This is a genomic window from Sphingomonas sp. BL-S-05 (assembly GCF_055521695.1).
On the sequence record NZ_CM145499.1, the window covers coordinates 1612199 to 1628791 of the forward strand.

Consider the following 16593-nt stretch of genomic DNA (forward strand, 5'->3'; position numbering starts at 1 on the left):
TCCATCCTGCTGCGTACCTACGCCAGACGGCGTGGCGAAGGGATGAATGTGGCGGATCGCGATGATGTGGTGGGGTATGACGGCCCCGCCGGCGGTTGGGGTTCGGTCAAGGGGATGTCGAAAATCCTCGGCAAGGAACGCAACCGCCCCGCTGCGCTCGCCCAGCTTGCCCGCCAGAACAAGCCCAAGGGCTTCATGTGTACGTCCTGCGCATGGGGCAAGCCGGCCGAACCGCACCCCTTCGAGTTCTGCGAGAATGGGGCGAAGGCGACCTTGTGGGACCTAACGCCCAATCGCTGCACGCCCGAATTCTTCGCCGAACATTCGGTCAGCGAACTCAAGGGATGGAAGGATTTCGATCTGGAGCATCAGGGGCGGCTGACCCACCCGATGCGTTACGACCATGCCACCGACCATTATGTCGAATGCAGCTGGGACGAAGCCTTTGCCGCGATCGGTGCCGAGTTGCGCGCGATCGATCCGAAGAAGGCGATCTTCTACGCCTCGGGCCGGGCCAGCCTCGAAACCTCCTATCTCTTCGCCCTGTTCGCGCGGCTCTATGGGCATAACAACCTGCCCGACAGTTCGAACATGTGCCATGAGACGACGTCGGTCGCGCTGAAGAAGACGATCGGCGCACCGGTCGGCACGTCGATCCTCGACGATTTCGAACATTGCGACGCGATGTTCTTCTTCGGGCAGAATACCGGATCGAACAGCCCGCGCTTCCTCCACCCCTTGCGCGATGCGGTGAAGCGCGGGTGCAAGGTGGTGACGTTCAACCCGGTCAAGGAACCGGGGCTGATCGCCTTCACCGATCCGCAGAACCCGTTCGAGATGGCGACGCGCAGCGAGACGAAGATCTCCTGCCAATATCATCAGGTCCGGCCCGGCGGCGACGTGGCGGTCATGATCGGTCTCGCCAAGCATGTGCTGGCTGCCGAGGACAAGAGCTGGGCCGAGCACAAGGTCCACGTCCTCGACGTCGATTTCATCGAGCAGCATACCGATGGTTGGCCCGAATTCGAAGCGATGGTGCGCGCGACCGAATGGGCGGACATCGAACGCGAGAGCGGACTGAAGCGCGCCGATCTGGAGGCGGCGGGACAAGTCTATGTCGAGGCGGATCGGACGATCGGCATCTACGGCATGGGCCTGACCCAGCAGGTCAACGGGTTCGACAATGTCGCGACCTATGTGAACCTGCTGCTGATGAAGGGGAATATCGGCCGCGTCGGGACCGGCATGTCGCCGGTGCGCGGGCACAGCAACGTGCAGGGCCAGCGTACCGTCGGCATCTCCGAAAAGCCCGAACTGGTGCCGATGGACCGGCTGCGCGAATTGTTCGGTTTCGACCCGCCGATGGAGCATGGCCACAATACCGTCACCGCGTGCGAAGACATATTGAAGGGCGAGATTGACGCCTTCGTCTCGCTCGGTGGCAATTTCCTGCGCGCGATCCCCGATCTGGAGCGGATCGAGGCGGCATGGCCCGACATCCGCCTGACCGTCCAGATCGCGACCAAGCTGAACCGCAGCCACCTCATCAACGGCAAGACCGCCTATCTTCTTCCCTGCCTCGTCCGGACCGAGGTCGACAAGCAGGCGGGCGGCGAACAGATCGTGTCGATCGAGGATACGTTCAGCCATATCCACGGGTCGATCGCCACGCACGAACCGGCGAGCGAGCATCTGAAATCCGAAGTCGCGATCGTCGCCGGCATGGCGAAGGCGACGCTCGATCCGAACCCGAAGGTCGACTGGGACGGGTGGACCGGGGATTATGCGAAGATCCGCAAGCTGATCGAAGCGACCTATCCCGAAGAGTTTCACGACTTCGAGGAACGCATGTTCACGCCCGGCGGCTTCTACCGCGGCAATTCCGCGCGCGAGCGGGTGTGGAAGACCGAAAGCGGCAAGGCGGAGTTCACCGTGCCACGTTCGCTGTCGGGAACGACGATCGACGATGCGCCAGGACGGTATCGGCTCGTGACGCTCCGTTCGAACGATCAGTTCAACACGACGATTTACGGCTATGACGATCGCTTCCGTGGCATTTCGGGGACGCGCGACGTGTTGATGATGAACCCGGCCGAAATCGCCAAGGCCGGCTTGCACAAGGGACAGGTGGTGACGTTGATCGGTGACGCACCGGATGGCGTCGATCGTCGCGTCGCCGGACTGAAAGTCGTGCCGTTCGACCTGCCCGATGGCTGTGTCGCGGGCTATTATCCCGAACTCAACCCGCTGATCCCGATCGGCTGGCACGACCATGCGTCGCAGACCCCGGCCGCCAAGGCGGTGCCGGTACGCATCGTCGCCGGATGATACACGGCGATACGACCATCCGGCAGTTCGACCGGTTGGCACCAGGCGGGAAACGCACCGGGCACGACCGTGCCGTCGCGGTCGAAGCACCGATCGCGGTCGAGGTGAACGGACTGGGCTATGCGGTGCTGATGGCGACGCCGAGCTATCTGGACGACTTGGCCCTTGGGTTCGTGCTGGCCGAACGGCTGATCGACCGGGCGGAAGAGTTGATCGACGTCGATGCACACGCCACCGATGCCGGTACGCTGCTGCGCGTAACGCTGGCGACCGAGCGTCACGACCGGGTGGCCGAGCGCGTCCGGCATCGCGTATCCGAATCGTCGTGCGGACTGTGCGGGATCGAGAATCTCGAACAGGCGCTGCGCCCGTTGCCGACCGTCACCGCCCGATCCACGGCGGACGATGCGGCACTCTTCGCCGCCGCGGCTGCACTGCGCGATCACCAGCCGCTGGCGCAGGCGACCGGAGCGACCCACGCCGCGGCGCTGTGCGCGCCCGATGGCACTATCCGGCTGGTCCGCGAGGATGTCGGCCGCCACAACGCGTTCGACAAGCTGATCGGGGCGATGCGCCGCGGCGGATACGACTGGGACGGCGGCTTCGCGCTGCTGTCGTCGCGCTGTTCGTTCGAACTGGTCGAGAAGGCGGTGCTTGCCGGATGCCCGATGCTCGCCACGCTGTCGGCCGCGACGACGCTGGCGCTGGACCGCGCGGCAGCGGCCGGACTGGCGTTGCGGACGCTGGTCCGATCCGATGCGATGCTCGCATCATGACACGGGTCCTGGGAGCGATCATTGCCGGCGGCCGATCGAGCCGTTTCGGCAGTGACAAGGCGTTGGCGGCGATCGGCGGTCGCGCGCTGATCGATCATGTCGCCGACGCCGTCGAGCCGCAGGTCGATGCGCTGATCGTCGTGGGACGTACGCACCCGGGGCTGGAGGCGGTTCCCGACCGCCCCGCTCCAAATCTCGGGCCGCTCGGCGGGATCGCGGCGGCGCTGCACCATGCCTGTGCCGAAGGATTTACGCATGTCCTGACCGTGCCATGCGATACGCCATTCGTACCGGGCGATTTGCGCGCGCGATTGGCGGCGGCGGGTCCGGCTGCGTATCTGCCCGACCTGCCGGTCGTCGGGCTATGGCCGGTCGACGCGAATACGACGCTGCGCACGATGCTGCATGGTGGCGGATCGCGGTCGGTACGGGCCTTCGCCGACTGGATCGGGGCGGAGCCGGTGACGGTCGCGGACGAGATCGCCAACGTCAACACGCCGGACGATCTCGCGCGGATCAGCGCGCAACGCGACTGACAGCAGGTCGCACCCACGATATAGCGGTTGCGATGACTGCATCGTTCCTGATCCTGCGCATCGGTGATAGCCGTCTGGCGCTGCCCCTGTCGGCAGTTCGCGAGGTGCTGCCTGTGCTGCCGATCGATGCGTCGCCGGGATTGCCGGTGCCGGTGCTGGGCTTCGTCCTGTTGCAGGGTGCGCCGGTGCCGGTGCTCGCCCCGCTGCTGTTGCTCGATCCGACAGCGCGGGTCGATACCGTCGCCCTGTCCGCGCATCTGGTGCGGCTGCGGGATGGCGGGCCGTGCCTGCTCGTCGACCGGGCGGAGGACGTCGTGTCCGGCGACGTCGCGCCGATCCAGTCCGCGCACAGCCTGAACGCGGCGATCATCGGCGAATTGATGATCGGGGACGATATCGCGCATGTCATCGCGCCGGATCGCCTGCTCCTCGACAGCGAACGCGCCATGCTCGCCACGCTGACCGCTGCGGCGGCTACGCGTGCCCAGCAGTGGAGCGCGGCATGATTCATGACGATGGCTTTGCGGCGGTCAAGGCGCTGGTGATCGCCCGAACCGGCCATCATTATTATGTCGACAAGGATGCGCAGCTTGCCGAGCGTATCGCGCATCGCATGGCCGAGACCGGCGACGTGACGCTCGCGCGCTATCGCGATCGGCTGCACGACCCGCAGGATGCCGAATGGCCGTTGCTCGAAAGCGCGGTGACGATCAACGAAACCTTCTTCTTCCGCTTTGCCGAACAGTTCGACGCGTTGCGCGGCGTCATCCTGCCGCGCCTCATCCGCCGCAATGCCGCCGAAAAAAGACTGCGCATCTGGAGCGTCGGCTGCTCGACCGGGGCCGAGGCGCATTCGATCGCGATCGTGCTGACCGATCTGCTGGGCGAGGCGGTCGGCGAATGGCGGATCGCGCTGACCGGTACCGATATCGACGAGGCGGCGCTGAACGCGGCGCGGCAGGCGGATTATTCGTCCTGGGCGTTGCGCACCGTCGGCGAGGGCGAGCGCGCGCGGCTGTTCGACCGAACCGGCGAACGCTACCGGTTGAAGGAGCGCTATCGCGGCATGGCGCGGTTCGAACGGCATAATCTAATGTCGATGATCGACGGCACGGGGGCGCTCGGCTTCACCGATTACGACCTGATCCTTTGCCGCAACGTGCTGATCTATTTCGCGCAGGAACATGCGACCGCGGTCGTGGGGGCATTGGTCGAGCGGCTCGCGCCCGAAGGGCTGCTGCTGCTGGGGCATGCAGAACCCAATCCGGGGTTCGATGCCGTTGCCGATCCGGTACAAGTCGGAGGGGTGCTCGCCTATCGCCCAAAGGGTTCGGTCGAGCGGCCGGCGCCGGTCGGGGCGTTAGCCGTCGCACCGCCACCGCCACCGCCACCGCCGCCCCCCGTGCCGGAGCGGCGCGTGGTGGCGGCAAGGCCGCTGCCCGTTCCGCCGCCCGTCGTCGAGCGGATGCCGGATGCGGTCGCGCGCTACTTCGCGGCGCTCGACGCGCTGGCGAGCGGCGACAAGGATTCGGCCGAGCGGGCGTTTCGCGATGCGCTGTATCTCGACCGGTCGTTCGCGATGGCTCATTATCAGTTCGGCCACTATCTGTTGGCGCAGGGACGCCAGCCCGATGGGAAACGCAGCCTGACCAACGCGTTGCGCGTCGCCGCTGCGCTCGATCCCGCGACCGAACTGGCCGAGGGCGACGGCATGACCGCAGGCGCGATGACCGCCGCGATTCGGCATATCATCGGGACCACGCGGTGAGCGCGCCGCCGATCGTCGCCGAGGGGATGGACGCCGATGCCGTCGCGGCGGTGCTGCGCGCGCGGCAGCGGGCGGTGGCGGGGGAGCGGACGCTGCGCGATACGCCGACCGAGACGCTGCTGGCGTTCGCGCTTGGCGGAGTGCCGCATGGGCTGCCGATCGCGCAGGTCCGGGCGGTGGCGATGGTGCCAAAGGTTACACGTGTGCCACATGGTCCGGCCGCCCTGCTGGGGCTGGTGGCATGGCGGGGGGCGGTGGTGAATCTGTTCGATCCGGCGGGGCTGCTGGCGCGCGAAGTTGACACGCCCGCCGCGATGATCGTCCTGCGCCACGACGCGCCGCGCATCGCGCTGGCGGTCGATGCCCTGCTGGGCGTGGTCGATGCGCCGCTGCACGACACGGCGCCAACTTTGTCGCGTCTGGTCGAAGGGGACGGAGAGCGCCTGACCCGTATCGACCCGGCGCTGCTGATCGAGCTACTGCTCCCCGCCCGTCTTCAGGAAGGATAAGGTTTGTCCGTTTCCACCCGGATCGCCGCCGGCTTCGCGGCACTCACCGCGATCCTGCTCGCCCTCGGCCTCTATGCGCTGACCCAGATCGGCGAGGTCCGATCGACCGTCGACATGATCGTCGAACGCGACCTGTCGTCGATGGAGGCGCTGAACCGCATCGATCACGCTTTGTCGCGCAAGGTCGAGCAGCGCGCGGCGCTGGTTCGCGGGTTCCTGACCGGGGACACTGCCGGCACGCGCGAAGCCATTGCCGGCTGGCGGGCGGCGGCCGACGATGCCGCGCGCGGCATCGCCGAACAGGAACGCGCCGCCGAAACCTATCGCGCCAACGCCGTCACCGGCCTGCGGTCCGAACAATGGGCTCGCATGAGCCGCCAGCTGGGCGATGCCGGTCGGGCGCTGGCCCGCACCCGCAACGATGTCGAGACGCAGCTGACCGAGATCCAGGCGGGCGACCGGGCGGGCGTATTGGCGGCGGAGGACGAGATCGTTCGCGACCATGCCGCGACCGTGGCCCGCGTCGGGCAGGCGCGCGAGACGCTGAACGCCGCGATCGAAAAGGGCCGCGATGCGACCCGCGACGTCTACACCGCCAGCCGCATATCGATCATCATCGGGCTGATCGTCGCGATACTGGTCAGCGTCGCCGTCGCGATCGCCATCCGCCGGTCGATCGTCCGCCCGCTCGACGAGTTCATGGGGTTTGTCGGGCGGATCGGCGGCGGCGACCTGTCGACCACGACCGATGCGACCGGCAAGGACGAGCTGGGCCAATTGGGGCGGACGTTGAACGAGATGGTCGCGGGACTGCGCACCATCGCCGCGCAGAACCGCGCCGCGACCACCAACCTGAACGCCGCTACCAACGAAATCCGCGCATCGACGCAGGAACAGGCGGCATCGGTCGAGGAACAGCTGGCCGCGGTGCAGGAAACGGCCGCGACCGTCGACGAAATCACCCATAGCGGAGCGCAGATCAGCCGCCGCGCGCAGGAGGTCATCGCGCAGGCACAGGCAACCGCACAGGTCAGCGATGCCGGGCTGAACGCGGTCGGCGACACCGCGCGGGCGATGGACGCGATCCGCGAACAGGCCGAAGCGGTCGCGACCAACATCGTCGCGCTGTCGGAAAAGACGCAGGCGATCGGCGACATCATCGCCACGGTCAACGACGTGTCCGAACGGTCGCACCTGCTGGCGCTGAACGCGTCGATCGAGGCGGCGGCGGCAGGCGAACAGGGGCGCAGCTTCGCCATCGTCGCGGCCGAGATGAAGCTGCTGGCCGACCAGGCGAAGGGCGCGACGCGCAACGTCCGGTCGATCCTGGGCGATATCCAGCGCGGTATCAATTCGTCGGTGATGCTGACCGAGGAAGCGGTCAAGCGCGTCGCATCGGGCAAGGAGCGGACCGATGCCGGCCATGCCGCGATCGAGGAACTGGCGACGCGGGTGCAGGAAAACGTCCAGACGTTCCAGCAGATCGTGGCGTCGACCAACCAGCAGCAGATCGGCATCGAACAGGTGACGATCGCACTGCAGAACATCCGCGAGGCATCGCAGCAGACCGCGTCGTCGACCCGGCAGCTCGACCAGGCGGCGGGCGATCTGGGCGAATTGTCGCGTACGCTGGTCGGGCTGACCGAACGCTACCGGCTGTAAGCCATGGACGAATTGCAGGCCGAATTGATGGCGGCGTTCGCGTCGGAGCTGGCCGAGCATATGGCCGGCATCCGCGCGGCGCTGGCCGATGCCGATGCCGGGCGGCCGGTCGACCTGCGCGAGTTCAGCCGGCGGGCACATAGCCTGAAAGGGGCGGCGCGCGCCGTCGAACTGGCGGCGACCGAGGCGGCGGCACATGAGGCCGAGGCGCTGTTGCTGGCGGTTGAGCGCGGCGATCGCGCGCTGGATGCCGCCGCCATCGCCGAATTGCGGACGCTGGCCGATGCGATCGAGGACGGCGCCGCGCCCCCATCGGTCGAGGCGACGCGCGACCATGAGCCCGAACGCCGGGTCGCGATCGCGGGGCACCGCGTCGAACGACTCGGCCGGTCGCTGCACGTCATGGCGACGCAGGTCGCCGAACAGGGACAGGTCGCCGAGCGGCTGGACGCGCTTGCCGAGGATCTGGCGGCGCTGCACCCGTTGCTGGCCATGGGCGGCGATAGCGAGACGGCGCGACGGTTGCGGCAGGCAACCGGCGAACTCGACCGCATCCGTCGGCTGCACGGTCGGCTGCGCGACGCGCTCGACCGGTCGAGCGCCGAGCTGGAGCGCGATGGCGAGCGGCTGTTGCTGCAACCGGTCGCGACACTGTTCGACGGGCATGAGCGGGCGGTCCGCGACCTTGCCGCCGCCGAGGGCAAGATCGCGCGATTGCAGGTGGCTGACAGCGATGGCGAAGCCGATCGCCGGGTACTGAACGCGCTGCGCGATCCGTTGCTGCACCTGCTGCGCAATGCCGTCCGCCACGGGATCGAGACGCCGGCGGTGCGGCGGCGCGCGGGCAAGGAGGATGCCGGTACCATCGCCGTCGACGCGCGGATCGATCGCGGGCGGATGACGATCACCGTGCGCGACGACGGCGCGGGGCTGGACGATGCCGCGATCGTCGCGCGCGCACGCGCCGCCGGGCTGATCGCCACCGACGCGCCGGCGCCGCGCGGAGCCCAGCTACACGCGCTGCTGTTCGAACAGGGATTTTCGACCGCCGACCGTCTGGACGAAGTCGCCGGGCGTGGCATCGGCCTGTCGGTCGTCGCCGAGGTCGCACGGCGGCTGCACGGAACGGCGACGATCGCGCGTAGTGCGCTTGGCGGAACGGTCGTGTCGATCGCGGTGCCCGTCGCGCTCACCCGGCGGACCTTGTTGCTGGTCGAGGTCGGCGACATGCGCGTCGCGCTGCCGTCCGATGCGGTCAGGCAGGTACGGCGGATCGACCCGAGCGAATTGACCCCGAGCGGCGGCGACACGATGCTGACCATCGATGGCGAAGCCGTGCCGGTCGGTCGTCTGGGCGACGTGCTGGGCGTGGCGCATGGCGCAGCGAGCGGATCCCTGCCCGCGGTGCTGATCGCGGCCGATGGCGTCCGGCGGATGCTGGTCGTCGATGCGCTGAGCGACGTGCGGGCATTGCTGGTCGGTGATGTCTCCGCGATCGCCGCCGATGTGCCGCTGGTGCTGGGCACGGTGCTGCTGAACGGGGAAATCGTGCTGGTGCTCGACCCGGCGCAACTGGTGCGCGACCGGCCGGGCATCGTCCGGCCGCCGATCGCGATCGCCGCCGCGCCGGATACCAGCAGCCACACGATCCTGGTCGTCGACGATTCGATCACGACCCGCACGCTGGAGCGCAGCATCCTCGAAGCGCAGGGTTACCGGGTACTGATCGAGGTCGACGGGCTGGCGGGACTCGAGCGGTTGCGATCCGGTCTCGATGCGATCGATCTGGTCGTGGCCGATGTCGAAATGCCGCGCATGGACGGGTTCGGATTGCTTGCCGCGATACGGAACGATCCGGCACTGAAAACTTTACCCGTCGTCATGATGACCTCGCGTAACAGCCCCGACGATATCGAACGCGGCCTCAGCCTCGGCGCGGATGCCTATGTCACCAAGCAGGACTTCGATCAGGGCAAGTTGATCGCCGTCGTCCAGCAATTGATCTGACCTGCCGATGCGCGATCGTACCCATCCGGCCCGCGTGATGATCGTCGAGGATTCGATCGTCGTCCGCACGCTGCTGACCCACATCATCAACGACGATCCGCGGCTGACCGTCGCCGGTGCCTTTGCCAATGCCGAGGAAGCGATCGCGGCGATGCCGGTGGTGCAGCCCGACGTCATTTCGATGGATATCCGCCTGCCCGGCATCGACGGGCTGGAGGCGACGCGGCGGATCATGGCCGACCACCCGACTCCGATCGTCGTCATCTCCGCCAGCATGGACGGCGGGGCGATGGGCAACAGCATGGACGCATTGCGCGCCGGGGCGCTGTCGGTCGTGGAAAAGCCGGTCGGGCTGGGCGATGCCGCCTATTCGCGGGTCGCGCAGGAAATCCGCACGCAACTGGCGATCATGAGCGAGGTGGCGGTCGTCCGGCGGCGGATGCGGACCGCCCCGGTGCTGCCGGTATCGGTATCGCGACAGCGCGCGCCGCAAATGTTGCTGGTGGCGGCATCGACGGGCGGCCCCCCTGCCCTTGCCCGGCTGTTCGCGGCGCTGCCCGCCGAGCTGCCAGTCCCGGTGCTGCTGGTCCAGCATATGGGGGCAAGCTTCATGACCGGCTTTGCGAGCTGGCTCGACAGCGTCGTGCCGCAGCGGGTCGAGATCGCCGGACATGGCGAAGCGCCGCGCGCGGGGTGCATCCATGTCGCGCCGGGTGACGCGCACCTGACCGTCAGCCGCAGCGGTACGATGCTGGTCGGTCGCGATGCGCCGGTCAACGGCCAGCGTCCGTCGGCCACCCGCCTGATCGAGAGCGGCGCCAGCGCGCTGGACGGGGCGGCGATGGCGGTGGTGCTGACCGGCATGGGCGAGGATGGCGCGGTGGGCGTACAGGCGCTGCTGGCGGCGGGCGGACAGGCGGTGGCCGAGGATGCGACCAGTTCGGTCGTCTATGGCATGCCCGCCGCCGCGCACCGGATGGGGGCATTGTCGCTGCCGCTCGACCTGATCGCGCCGCATCTCCGCCGCGTGCTGGAACGGACCCGGTAATGGAGGGTGCGTCGATCCTACTGGTCGAGGATTCGGAGACACAGGCGCTGCAACTGCGCCGAATGTTCGAGCGGGCCGGGTTGCGGGTCGCGCGGACCCGCGATGCCGAAACTGCGCTGGCGACGTTGAACGATGCCCGCCCCGATTTGCTGGTCGTCGACTACCGGCTGCCAGGCATGAACGGCGACGAACTGGTGCGGATCGTGCGGCAGACCGGCGCGACGCGGACGCTGCCGATATTGATGCTGACCGGCGACGATGCGTCGGAGGTCGAACGCCAGGGCCTCGACAGCGGGGCCAACGCCTATGTGCCCAAGCGCGGCGGTGGCGAGTTGATCGTGTCGCGCATCCGCGCGCTGCTCCGCCAGACGCGCGGACGGCCGATCGAGGACGGCCCGGCCCCGGCGCTGCGGCAGGCGCGGCTGATGCTGCTCGATACCGATGACGCGAACCGCGATCCGCTGGTCGGGCGGCTGTCGGCGGAGGGGTATCGGGTCGATTGCTGCGCCGATCCGGTGGTGGCGCTGGCGGCGATCGAGGCGGACGATATTGACGGCATTCTGGTCATCGAGCGCGAGCGCGATTTTGCGCTGTCGGCCCGGCTCGACGGATGCCGGGTGGCGCGGGCGAGCGGGATGGCGCTGGTCGCGCTGACCGACGATGCCGAACCGGCGACGATGCTGGCCGGGCTGGCCGCCGGCGTTGACGATGTCGTGTCGCGGCGCAGCGACGGCGACATGCTGCTGGTCCGCATCCGCGCCATCGTCCGGCGCAAGCTGGCGCGCGACGAAGAGGCGGCCGGCATCGCCCGCGAGCGGGCACAGGCCATCGCGCTGGCACAGGCGCGCGCGGAGGCCGATTCGGCCGACCGGCTGGCGCGGGCCAATGCCGAGCTGGCCGGCGCCAACGCCCTGCTGCGCGAGACGCAGGCGCAGCTGGTGCAATCGGCGAAGATGGCGTCGCTGGGCGAACTGGTCGCGGGCATCGCGCACGAGATCAACAATCCGCTCGCCTTCATCCTCGCGCATCAGGCGACCGTCGAACGCGCGGTGGCGGGGGCGCGCGAGGCCGACGATGCGACGCGGGCGACGCTGTTGACCAAGGCGGCGGACCGGCTGGGCTCGATCCGGTCGGGACTGACCCGCATCCAGGAACTGGTGGTGAAGCTCCGGCGCTTCTCGCGACTCGACGATGGCGAAGTGTCGCAAATCGATATTCCCGATGCGATCGATGCGGTGCTGACGCTGTTGGCGCCCCGGCTGGGGACGGTGCGGGTGGTGCGCGATTATGGGCCGGCGCGGATGCTCGAATGCTCGGGGGCGCTGGTCAATCAGGTGGTGATGAACATCGTCGCCAACGCGGCCGATGCGGTCGATCCGGTGGCGGGGGAAATCGCGATCGCGACCGGATCGGCGGACGGCCAGTATCTGATCCGAATCGATGATAACGGCCCCGGCATTCCCGAAGACAAGCGCGAGCGGGTGTTCGAACCGTTCTTCACGACCAAGGATGTCGGGGCCGGTACCGGACTGGGTCTCGCCATCGCCTATGGTGTGGTACGATCGCATGGTGGCACGATCGAGATCGGACGTGCGGCACGGGGTGGCGCGTCGTTCGCGATCAGGATACCGGAACAGTCATAATGGAAACCGCCGGTACCCCGCCTCTGCTGCTGCTGGTCGATGACGAGCGCGAGATCCTCGTCGCGCTGACCGACCTGCTCGAGGATCGGTATCGCATCCTGTCCACCACCTCGCCGGTCGAGGCGCTGGGCATGATCGCGGTCCATCCCGACATCGCCGTGATCGTGTCCGATCAGCGGATGCCCGAGTTGACCGGCAGCCAGTTCCTCGCCCGGGCGCGCACCGCGACCGATGCCGAGGCGATCCTGCTGACCGGCTATGCCGATCTGTCGGCGGTGGTCGCGGCGCTCAACGAGGGTGCGATCAGCGGCTATGCGAACAAGCCGTGGGATACCGAGGCGCTGACGGCGATGATCGCCGCCGCCGCCGAACGCCATGCGCTGCGCCGCGCACTGGCGTTCGAGCGCGCCGCGTTTCGCGGGCTTGCCGACAGTTCTGGCGACACGGTCGCGATCCTCGACGCGGAGGGGCGGATCGTGCGCGGCGCAAGCGATGCGAGCGTCGATGCGCGCGATCTGGCGGCGCTGGCGCAGGATCGGGTCGATGACGAGGACCGCCAGCACGCCATGCCCGGCGGCGACCGGTGGACCCATGTCCGGCGCATCCCCTTTCAGGCGGGGAACGACCGCTATCTGCTGCGGATCGAGCGGGACGATACCGATCGGCGGCTGGCGCAGCGGCGCCACCATCAGTCGGAAAAGCTGGAGGCGCTGGGCACGTTGTCGGGCGGCATCGCCCATGACTTCAACAACCTGCTGGCGGCGATCATCGGCAATCTGGAACTGGCCGAACGGCGCATCGACGATCGCGAGCGGCTGAAGCGCTATCTGGCATCGGCCGGGGAAGCCGCCGGTCGTGGCAGCGCGATCACCCGCCGCCTGCTCAGCTTCAGCCGCCAGCGCGACCTTGCCGCCGAAGTCTTCCGCCCCGACGCGGCGATTCGCGCGATCGAGGAGCTGATCCTGCGGACCACCGCCGGACGCATCCGCGTCGCCTATCGTTTCGCCGAGGAGCCCTGGTCGGTGCGCACCGATCCGGGGCAGTTCGAACTGGCCCTGTTGAACCTCGCCATCAACGCACGCGACGCGATGGACGGCGACGGAACCGTCGGCATCGCGACCGAGAATATCGTCGATGCCGCCGCGCAACTGCCCGAATTGCGCGGACCGTTCGTCCGCATCTCCGTCAGCGATACCGGTAGCGGCATCGACGATGCGGTGCGCGAACGCGTGTTCGAGCCGTTCTTCACTACCAAGGCGCAAGGGGCCGGGACCGGACTTGGCCTGCCGATGGTGCGGGCAATGGCCCGCGCGGCAGGTGGCGAGGTGACGATCGATAGCGTCGTCGGTCAGGGTACGACGATCCATTTGTGGCTGCCTCGTGTCGAGGCCGATAGCGCGACCACCGCCTTGCCCGATCCGCATGCCGTGACGCCGCGCAGGCTGTTGCTGGTCGAAGACGATGCCGAAGTCCGCGCCGTGGTCGCCGCGCAACTGGAGGCGGTCGGGCACAGCGTCACCGTACAGGGATCGGCCCGCGCGGCGGTCGAGGCGCTGGAGGCGGGCGCGCGGTTCGACCTGGTGCTGACCGACTTCGCCATGCCCGATCTGTCGGGGATCGACGTCGCCAACCGGGTTCGGTGCTGCTGTCCCGACGTGCCGGTGCTGCTGATCACCGGCTTCGCCGAGATCGGTGACACGCCGGTCGGATTGCCGGTACTGACCAAACCGTTCACCGGCGACCAGTTGCACGCGGCGATCGCGGCAGCGCTGACTAGTTCGGACAGCGTACGCGGCTGATCGGCCGGCCGTCGGTGGTGATGGTCAGCCGGTCGCCGGTTACGCGCAGCGTCTGAGTCGCGGTCCAACGTTCGCCCTCACCATCATACTCGGCGGTGATCCGAATACGGTCGGGCGCAAGCGGTTCGACGTTCGTCACCCGGCCGGCGCTTTCATGAAACAGGATTTCGGACGGCGTGACCCGCACCCCCTCGATCGAGGCCGCCGGGCGGGCGCAGGCGGCGACATCGATATTCCATTCGCCGAGGAAGGTCGCGGGGATGGTCGCTGCCGTCTCGGTGGGTGGCGGTGCCGGCGTGCCGGTGAAGGCACAGCCGCGCACGGTCCGGTCGCCAAAGGCCAAGGTCCCGGTAAAGTCCCGCGGTGCCCCTGACATGTCGTCTTCGCAGGCGCTCCGAACCACATTGACGATCACGGTCCCGCGATCGTCGCGCGCGGTCCAGCTACGGCGATCGGCGGCGATGGTACGATCGACGATCTTCAGGCGACGCTCGGGCAGGTCGACCCCGGTCAGCACCACGGCGTCTGCGGCTACCTTGGCCGAATAAAAGGGTTCGTTGGTCGTCACCGTGATCCGGTCGGGTACCGTCGAGGTGATCGGCTGCGAGGTCGCGGTCGGCTGCCGCGTCGCGGTCGGCTGCGGCGGCGGGGCAGGCGCGGGGTCGCGACGGTCGTTGCAGCCGGCCAGCCACAGGACGATGACCGAGATACCGATGCTAGCGCGGTTCGGCACGCCGGCCTCCCATGCTGACCCGGTCGTCGCGACCGGCGAGCATTGCCACCTCCGCCTCCAGCCGCGGGACCGGATCGGCGGGGCGATAGGCGGGAAAGGCGATGACGGCGTTCACCACCGCCACCTGCCCGCCCAGCGCTGTCGCAGCGAACAATGCACGAGCGAAGGCGGTCGGGATGCGGATACAGCCATGCGACGCAGGAAAGCCCGGCAGGTTGCCGGCATGCAGCGCCACGCCATCCCAGGTCAGTCGCTGCATGAACGGCATCGGTGCATTGTCGTACAGGTTGGAGCGGTGGAACGGCCGCTTCTGAAGGATGGTATATTCGCCGATCGGCGTGGTCTTGCCCGGCTTGCCGGTCGATACCGTCGACGCGCCGATCAGCACGTCGCCGCGATAGACGAACATCATCTGCATCGGCACGCTGACGACGACGCTCACCGGTCCGGGCAGGCGCGGATCATCGGCCCAGCGATGCGCCCCCGGCCGCATGGCCAGCGCCGCGCGCTCGACGGCCAGCGCATCGCTTCGCTGCGCCAGTGCCGAGGAGGGCAACAGCGCCAGACACAGGCCGAGGCGGAGTGCGACGTTCATGCATCGACTATCCGCCAGCGGCGCGGCGAACGCAAATCCATGCGGTATCGGTTGCAACGGAGTCGACCGCCCGTGGCATCATCGCGACCAGTGACGGCGCCTATTACCCGGCGTTAATTGATTGGAACCGCCTCGTCCCGTATCTGGGGGAGCCATAACGGTTAAACGAGGATTTGGATGCAAGACGAAGCGGTTCGATCGCGACGGGCGGTGCTGAAGGCGGCAGGGGGCCTTGCCGGGCTCGTGCTGGCACAGGGCTGCACCAAGAATGCGATCGTGCCCGTCGCGCAGAACCTGCCGGTCGCACCGGTGCCGCAGCGACTGGCATCGGCGCCGCTTCCCGCCGCCCCGGTCAAGAAGATGCTGGCACCGCCGACGGTCAATGCCGGCCTGTTCGAACGCGCGCATGCCGCTTTGCAGCGTCATGGCGGCGCGATCGGCAAGACCGACCGTATCGCTATCGCCGATTTCGCGCTCGATTCGGCGCATCCGCGTTTCCAGTTCATCGATATGCATAGCGGCGTCGTATCGGCGATGCGCGTGGCGCACGGCAGCGGATCGGACCCGCGCCATCGCGGCATGCTCGACCGGTTCAGCAACGTACCCGATTCGAACGCCACGTCGGAAGGCGCGTTCGTCACCGACAATTATTATGTCGGCAAACATGGCCGGTCGCAGCGTCTGGTCGGGCTGGACCATACCAACGACAATGCGCTGATGCGCGCGATTGTCATTCACGGTGCCTGGTACGCCAACCCCGAAATGATCGCCCAGCATGGCAAGCTGGGCCGCAGCCAGGGTTGTTTCGCGGTCGCCGAGGGCGATCTGGCGCGGGTGTTCGACCTGCTCGGCGAAGGGCGGATGCTGTACGCGGCGAAGGTTTGATTGAACGTTACCGGACTTTACCCAAACCGCCGTAAAAGTCCCATTCTACCCCCTTCCCGTCCGTACCCCCGCGCAGGCGTGGGTCCAGAGTCACGTAAAACGAACGGTCGTACTTCTGGCCCTGGGTCCCCGCCTTCGCGGGGATACGGGGCGATGGACGTTCGCGAGGTTTTGGCTGAACCCAGTAGAGCTGCGGCAAAGTCCGCGAGGGTCCGCACCTGCCTGACTACGGCTGTTGTTTGAATATCAGTGGGTTAAGCGACAACGGGTCGCACCGATCGAAAGACCCGGTTTCCCTTTCCGG

The 16593-nt window shown here is 67.9% G+C and carries 14 protein-coding genes; 12 read left to right on the forward strand and 2 right to left on the reverse strand.

Annotated features, from left to right (window positions below; all coding sequences use genetic code 11):
• Positions 1 to 48: 48 nt before the first annotated feature.
• From ACZ1JS_RS07385 to ACZ1JS_RS07435, 11 genes are read left to right on the forward strand one after another with little or no spacing between them, the layout of a single operon-like run.
• Positions 49 to 2328, forward strand: a complete 2280-nt coding sequence (locus ACZ1JS_RS07385) for an FdhF/YdeP family oxidoreductase (RefSeq protein ID WP_465168370.1) — start codon at positions 49 to 51, stop codon at positions 2326 to 2328.
• The gene (fdhD, locus tag ACZ1JS_RS07390; RefSeq protein ID WP_465168371.1) at positions 2325 to 3104 is read left to right on the forward strand and encodes a formate dehydrogenase accessory sulfurtransferase FdhD; all 780 of its coding nucleotides are present in this window, start codon (positions 2325 to 2327) and stop codon (positions 3102 to 3104) included. Before ACZ1JS_RS07385 ends, fdhD begins: the two co-directional genes overlap by 4 nt.
• Positions 3101 to 3640 (forward strand): molybdenum cofactor guanylyltransferase, encoded by a 540-nt coding sequence (gene mobA, locus ACZ1JS_RS07395; RefSeq protein WP_465168372.1) that lies wholly within the window; start codon positions 3101 to 3103, stop codon positions 3638 to 3640. Before fdhD ends, mobA begins: the two co-directional genes overlap by 4 nt.
• Before the next feature lie 32 nt (positions 3641 to 3672).
• Positions 3673 to 4146 carry a chemotaxis protein CheW gene (locus tag ACZ1JS_RS07400; RefSeq protein ID WP_465168373.1) on the forward strand — a complete coding sequence of 158 codons (474 nt, stop codon included), beginning with the start codon at positions 3673 to 3675 and terminating at the stop codon, positions 4144 to 4146.
• Positions 4143 to 5408, forward strand: coding sequence for a CheR family methyltransferase (locus ACZ1JS_RS07405; protein ID WP_465168374.1), 1266 nt, complete (start codon positions 4143 to 4145; stop codon positions 5406 to 5408). The genes ACZ1JS_RS07400 and ACZ1JS_RS07405 overlap by 4 nt, the downstream gene beginning before the upstream one ends.
• Positions 5405 to 5917 (forward strand): chemotaxis protein CheW, encoded by a 513-nt coding sequence (locus tag ACZ1JS_RS07410; protein ID WP_465168375.1) that lies wholly within the window; start codon positions 5405 to 5407, stop codon positions 5915 to 5917. The genes ACZ1JS_RS07405 and ACZ1JS_RS07410 overlap by 4 nt, the downstream gene beginning before the upstream one ends.
• 3 nt (positions 5918 to 5920) lie before the next feature.
• A complete protein-coding gene (locus tag ACZ1JS_RS07415; protein WP_465168376.1) occupies positions 5921 to 7579 on the forward strand; it encodes a methyl-accepting chemotaxis protein in 1659 nt (552 codons plus the stop codon).
• A gap of 3 nt (positions 7580 to 7582) precedes the next feature.
• Positions 7583 to 9586: a hybrid sensor histidine kinase/response regulator gene (locus ACZ1JS_RS07420; protein WP_465168377.1), complete on the forward strand. Its 2004-nt coding sequence runs from the start codon at positions 7583 to 7585 to the stop codon at positions 9584 to 9586.
• A gap of 7 nt (positions 9587 to 9593) precedes the next feature.
• Complete coding sequence (locus ACZ1JS_RS07425) at positions 9594 to 10634, forward strand: chemotaxis protein CheB (RefSeq protein WP_465168378.1); 1041 nt, start codon at positions 9594 to 9596, stop codon at positions 10632 to 10634.
• A complete protein-coding gene (locus tag ACZ1JS_RS07430) occupies positions 10634 to 12277 on the forward strand; it encodes a response regulator (protein ID WP_465168379.1) in 1644 nt (547 codons plus the stop codon). Before ACZ1JS_RS07425 ends, ACZ1JS_RS07430 begins: the two co-directional genes overlap by 1 nt.
• Positions 12277 to 14076 (forward strand): response regulator, encoded by a 1800-nt coding sequence (locus tag ACZ1JS_RS07435; RefSeq protein ID WP_465168380.1) that lies wholly within the window; start codon positions 12277 to 12279, stop codon positions 14074 to 14076. Before ACZ1JS_RS07430 ends, ACZ1JS_RS07435 begins: the two co-directional genes overlap by 1 nt.
• On the opposite strand, the gene ACZ1JS_RS07440 is transcribed toward ACZ1JS_RS07435, so the two are convergent.
• Both ACZ1JS_RS07440 and ACZ1JS_RS07445 read right to left on the reverse strand, forming a co-directional pair.
• Positions 14051 to 14809 carry a hypothetical protein gene (locus tag ACZ1JS_RS07440; protein ID WP_465168381.1) on the reverse strand — a complete coding sequence of 253 codons (759 nt, stop codon included), beginning with the start codon at positions 14807 to 14809 and terminating at the stop codon, positions 14051 to 14053. The genes ACZ1JS_RS07435 and ACZ1JS_RS07440 overlap by 26 nt on opposite strands.
• Positions 14793 to 15404: a L,D-transpeptidase family protein gene (locus ACZ1JS_RS07445; RefSeq protein WP_465168382.1), complete on the reverse strand. Its 612-nt coding sequence runs from the start codon at positions 15402 to 15404 to the stop codon at positions 14793 to 14795. Before ACZ1JS_RS07445 ends, ACZ1JS_RS07440 begins: the two co-directional genes overlap by 17 nt.
• A 177-nt stretch (positions 15405 to 15581) precedes the next feature.
• Here ACZ1JS_RS07445 and ACZ1JS_RS07450 point away from each other — a divergent pair, with 177 nt between their 5' ends.
• Positions 15582 to 16289 (forward strand): murein L,D-transpeptidase catalytic domain family protein, encoded by a 708-nt coding sequence (locus tag ACZ1JS_RS07450; protein ID WP_465168383.1) that lies wholly within the window; start codon positions 15582 to 15584, stop codon positions 16287 to 16289.
• The last annotated feature ends 304 nt before the right edge of the window (positions 16290 to 16593 follow it).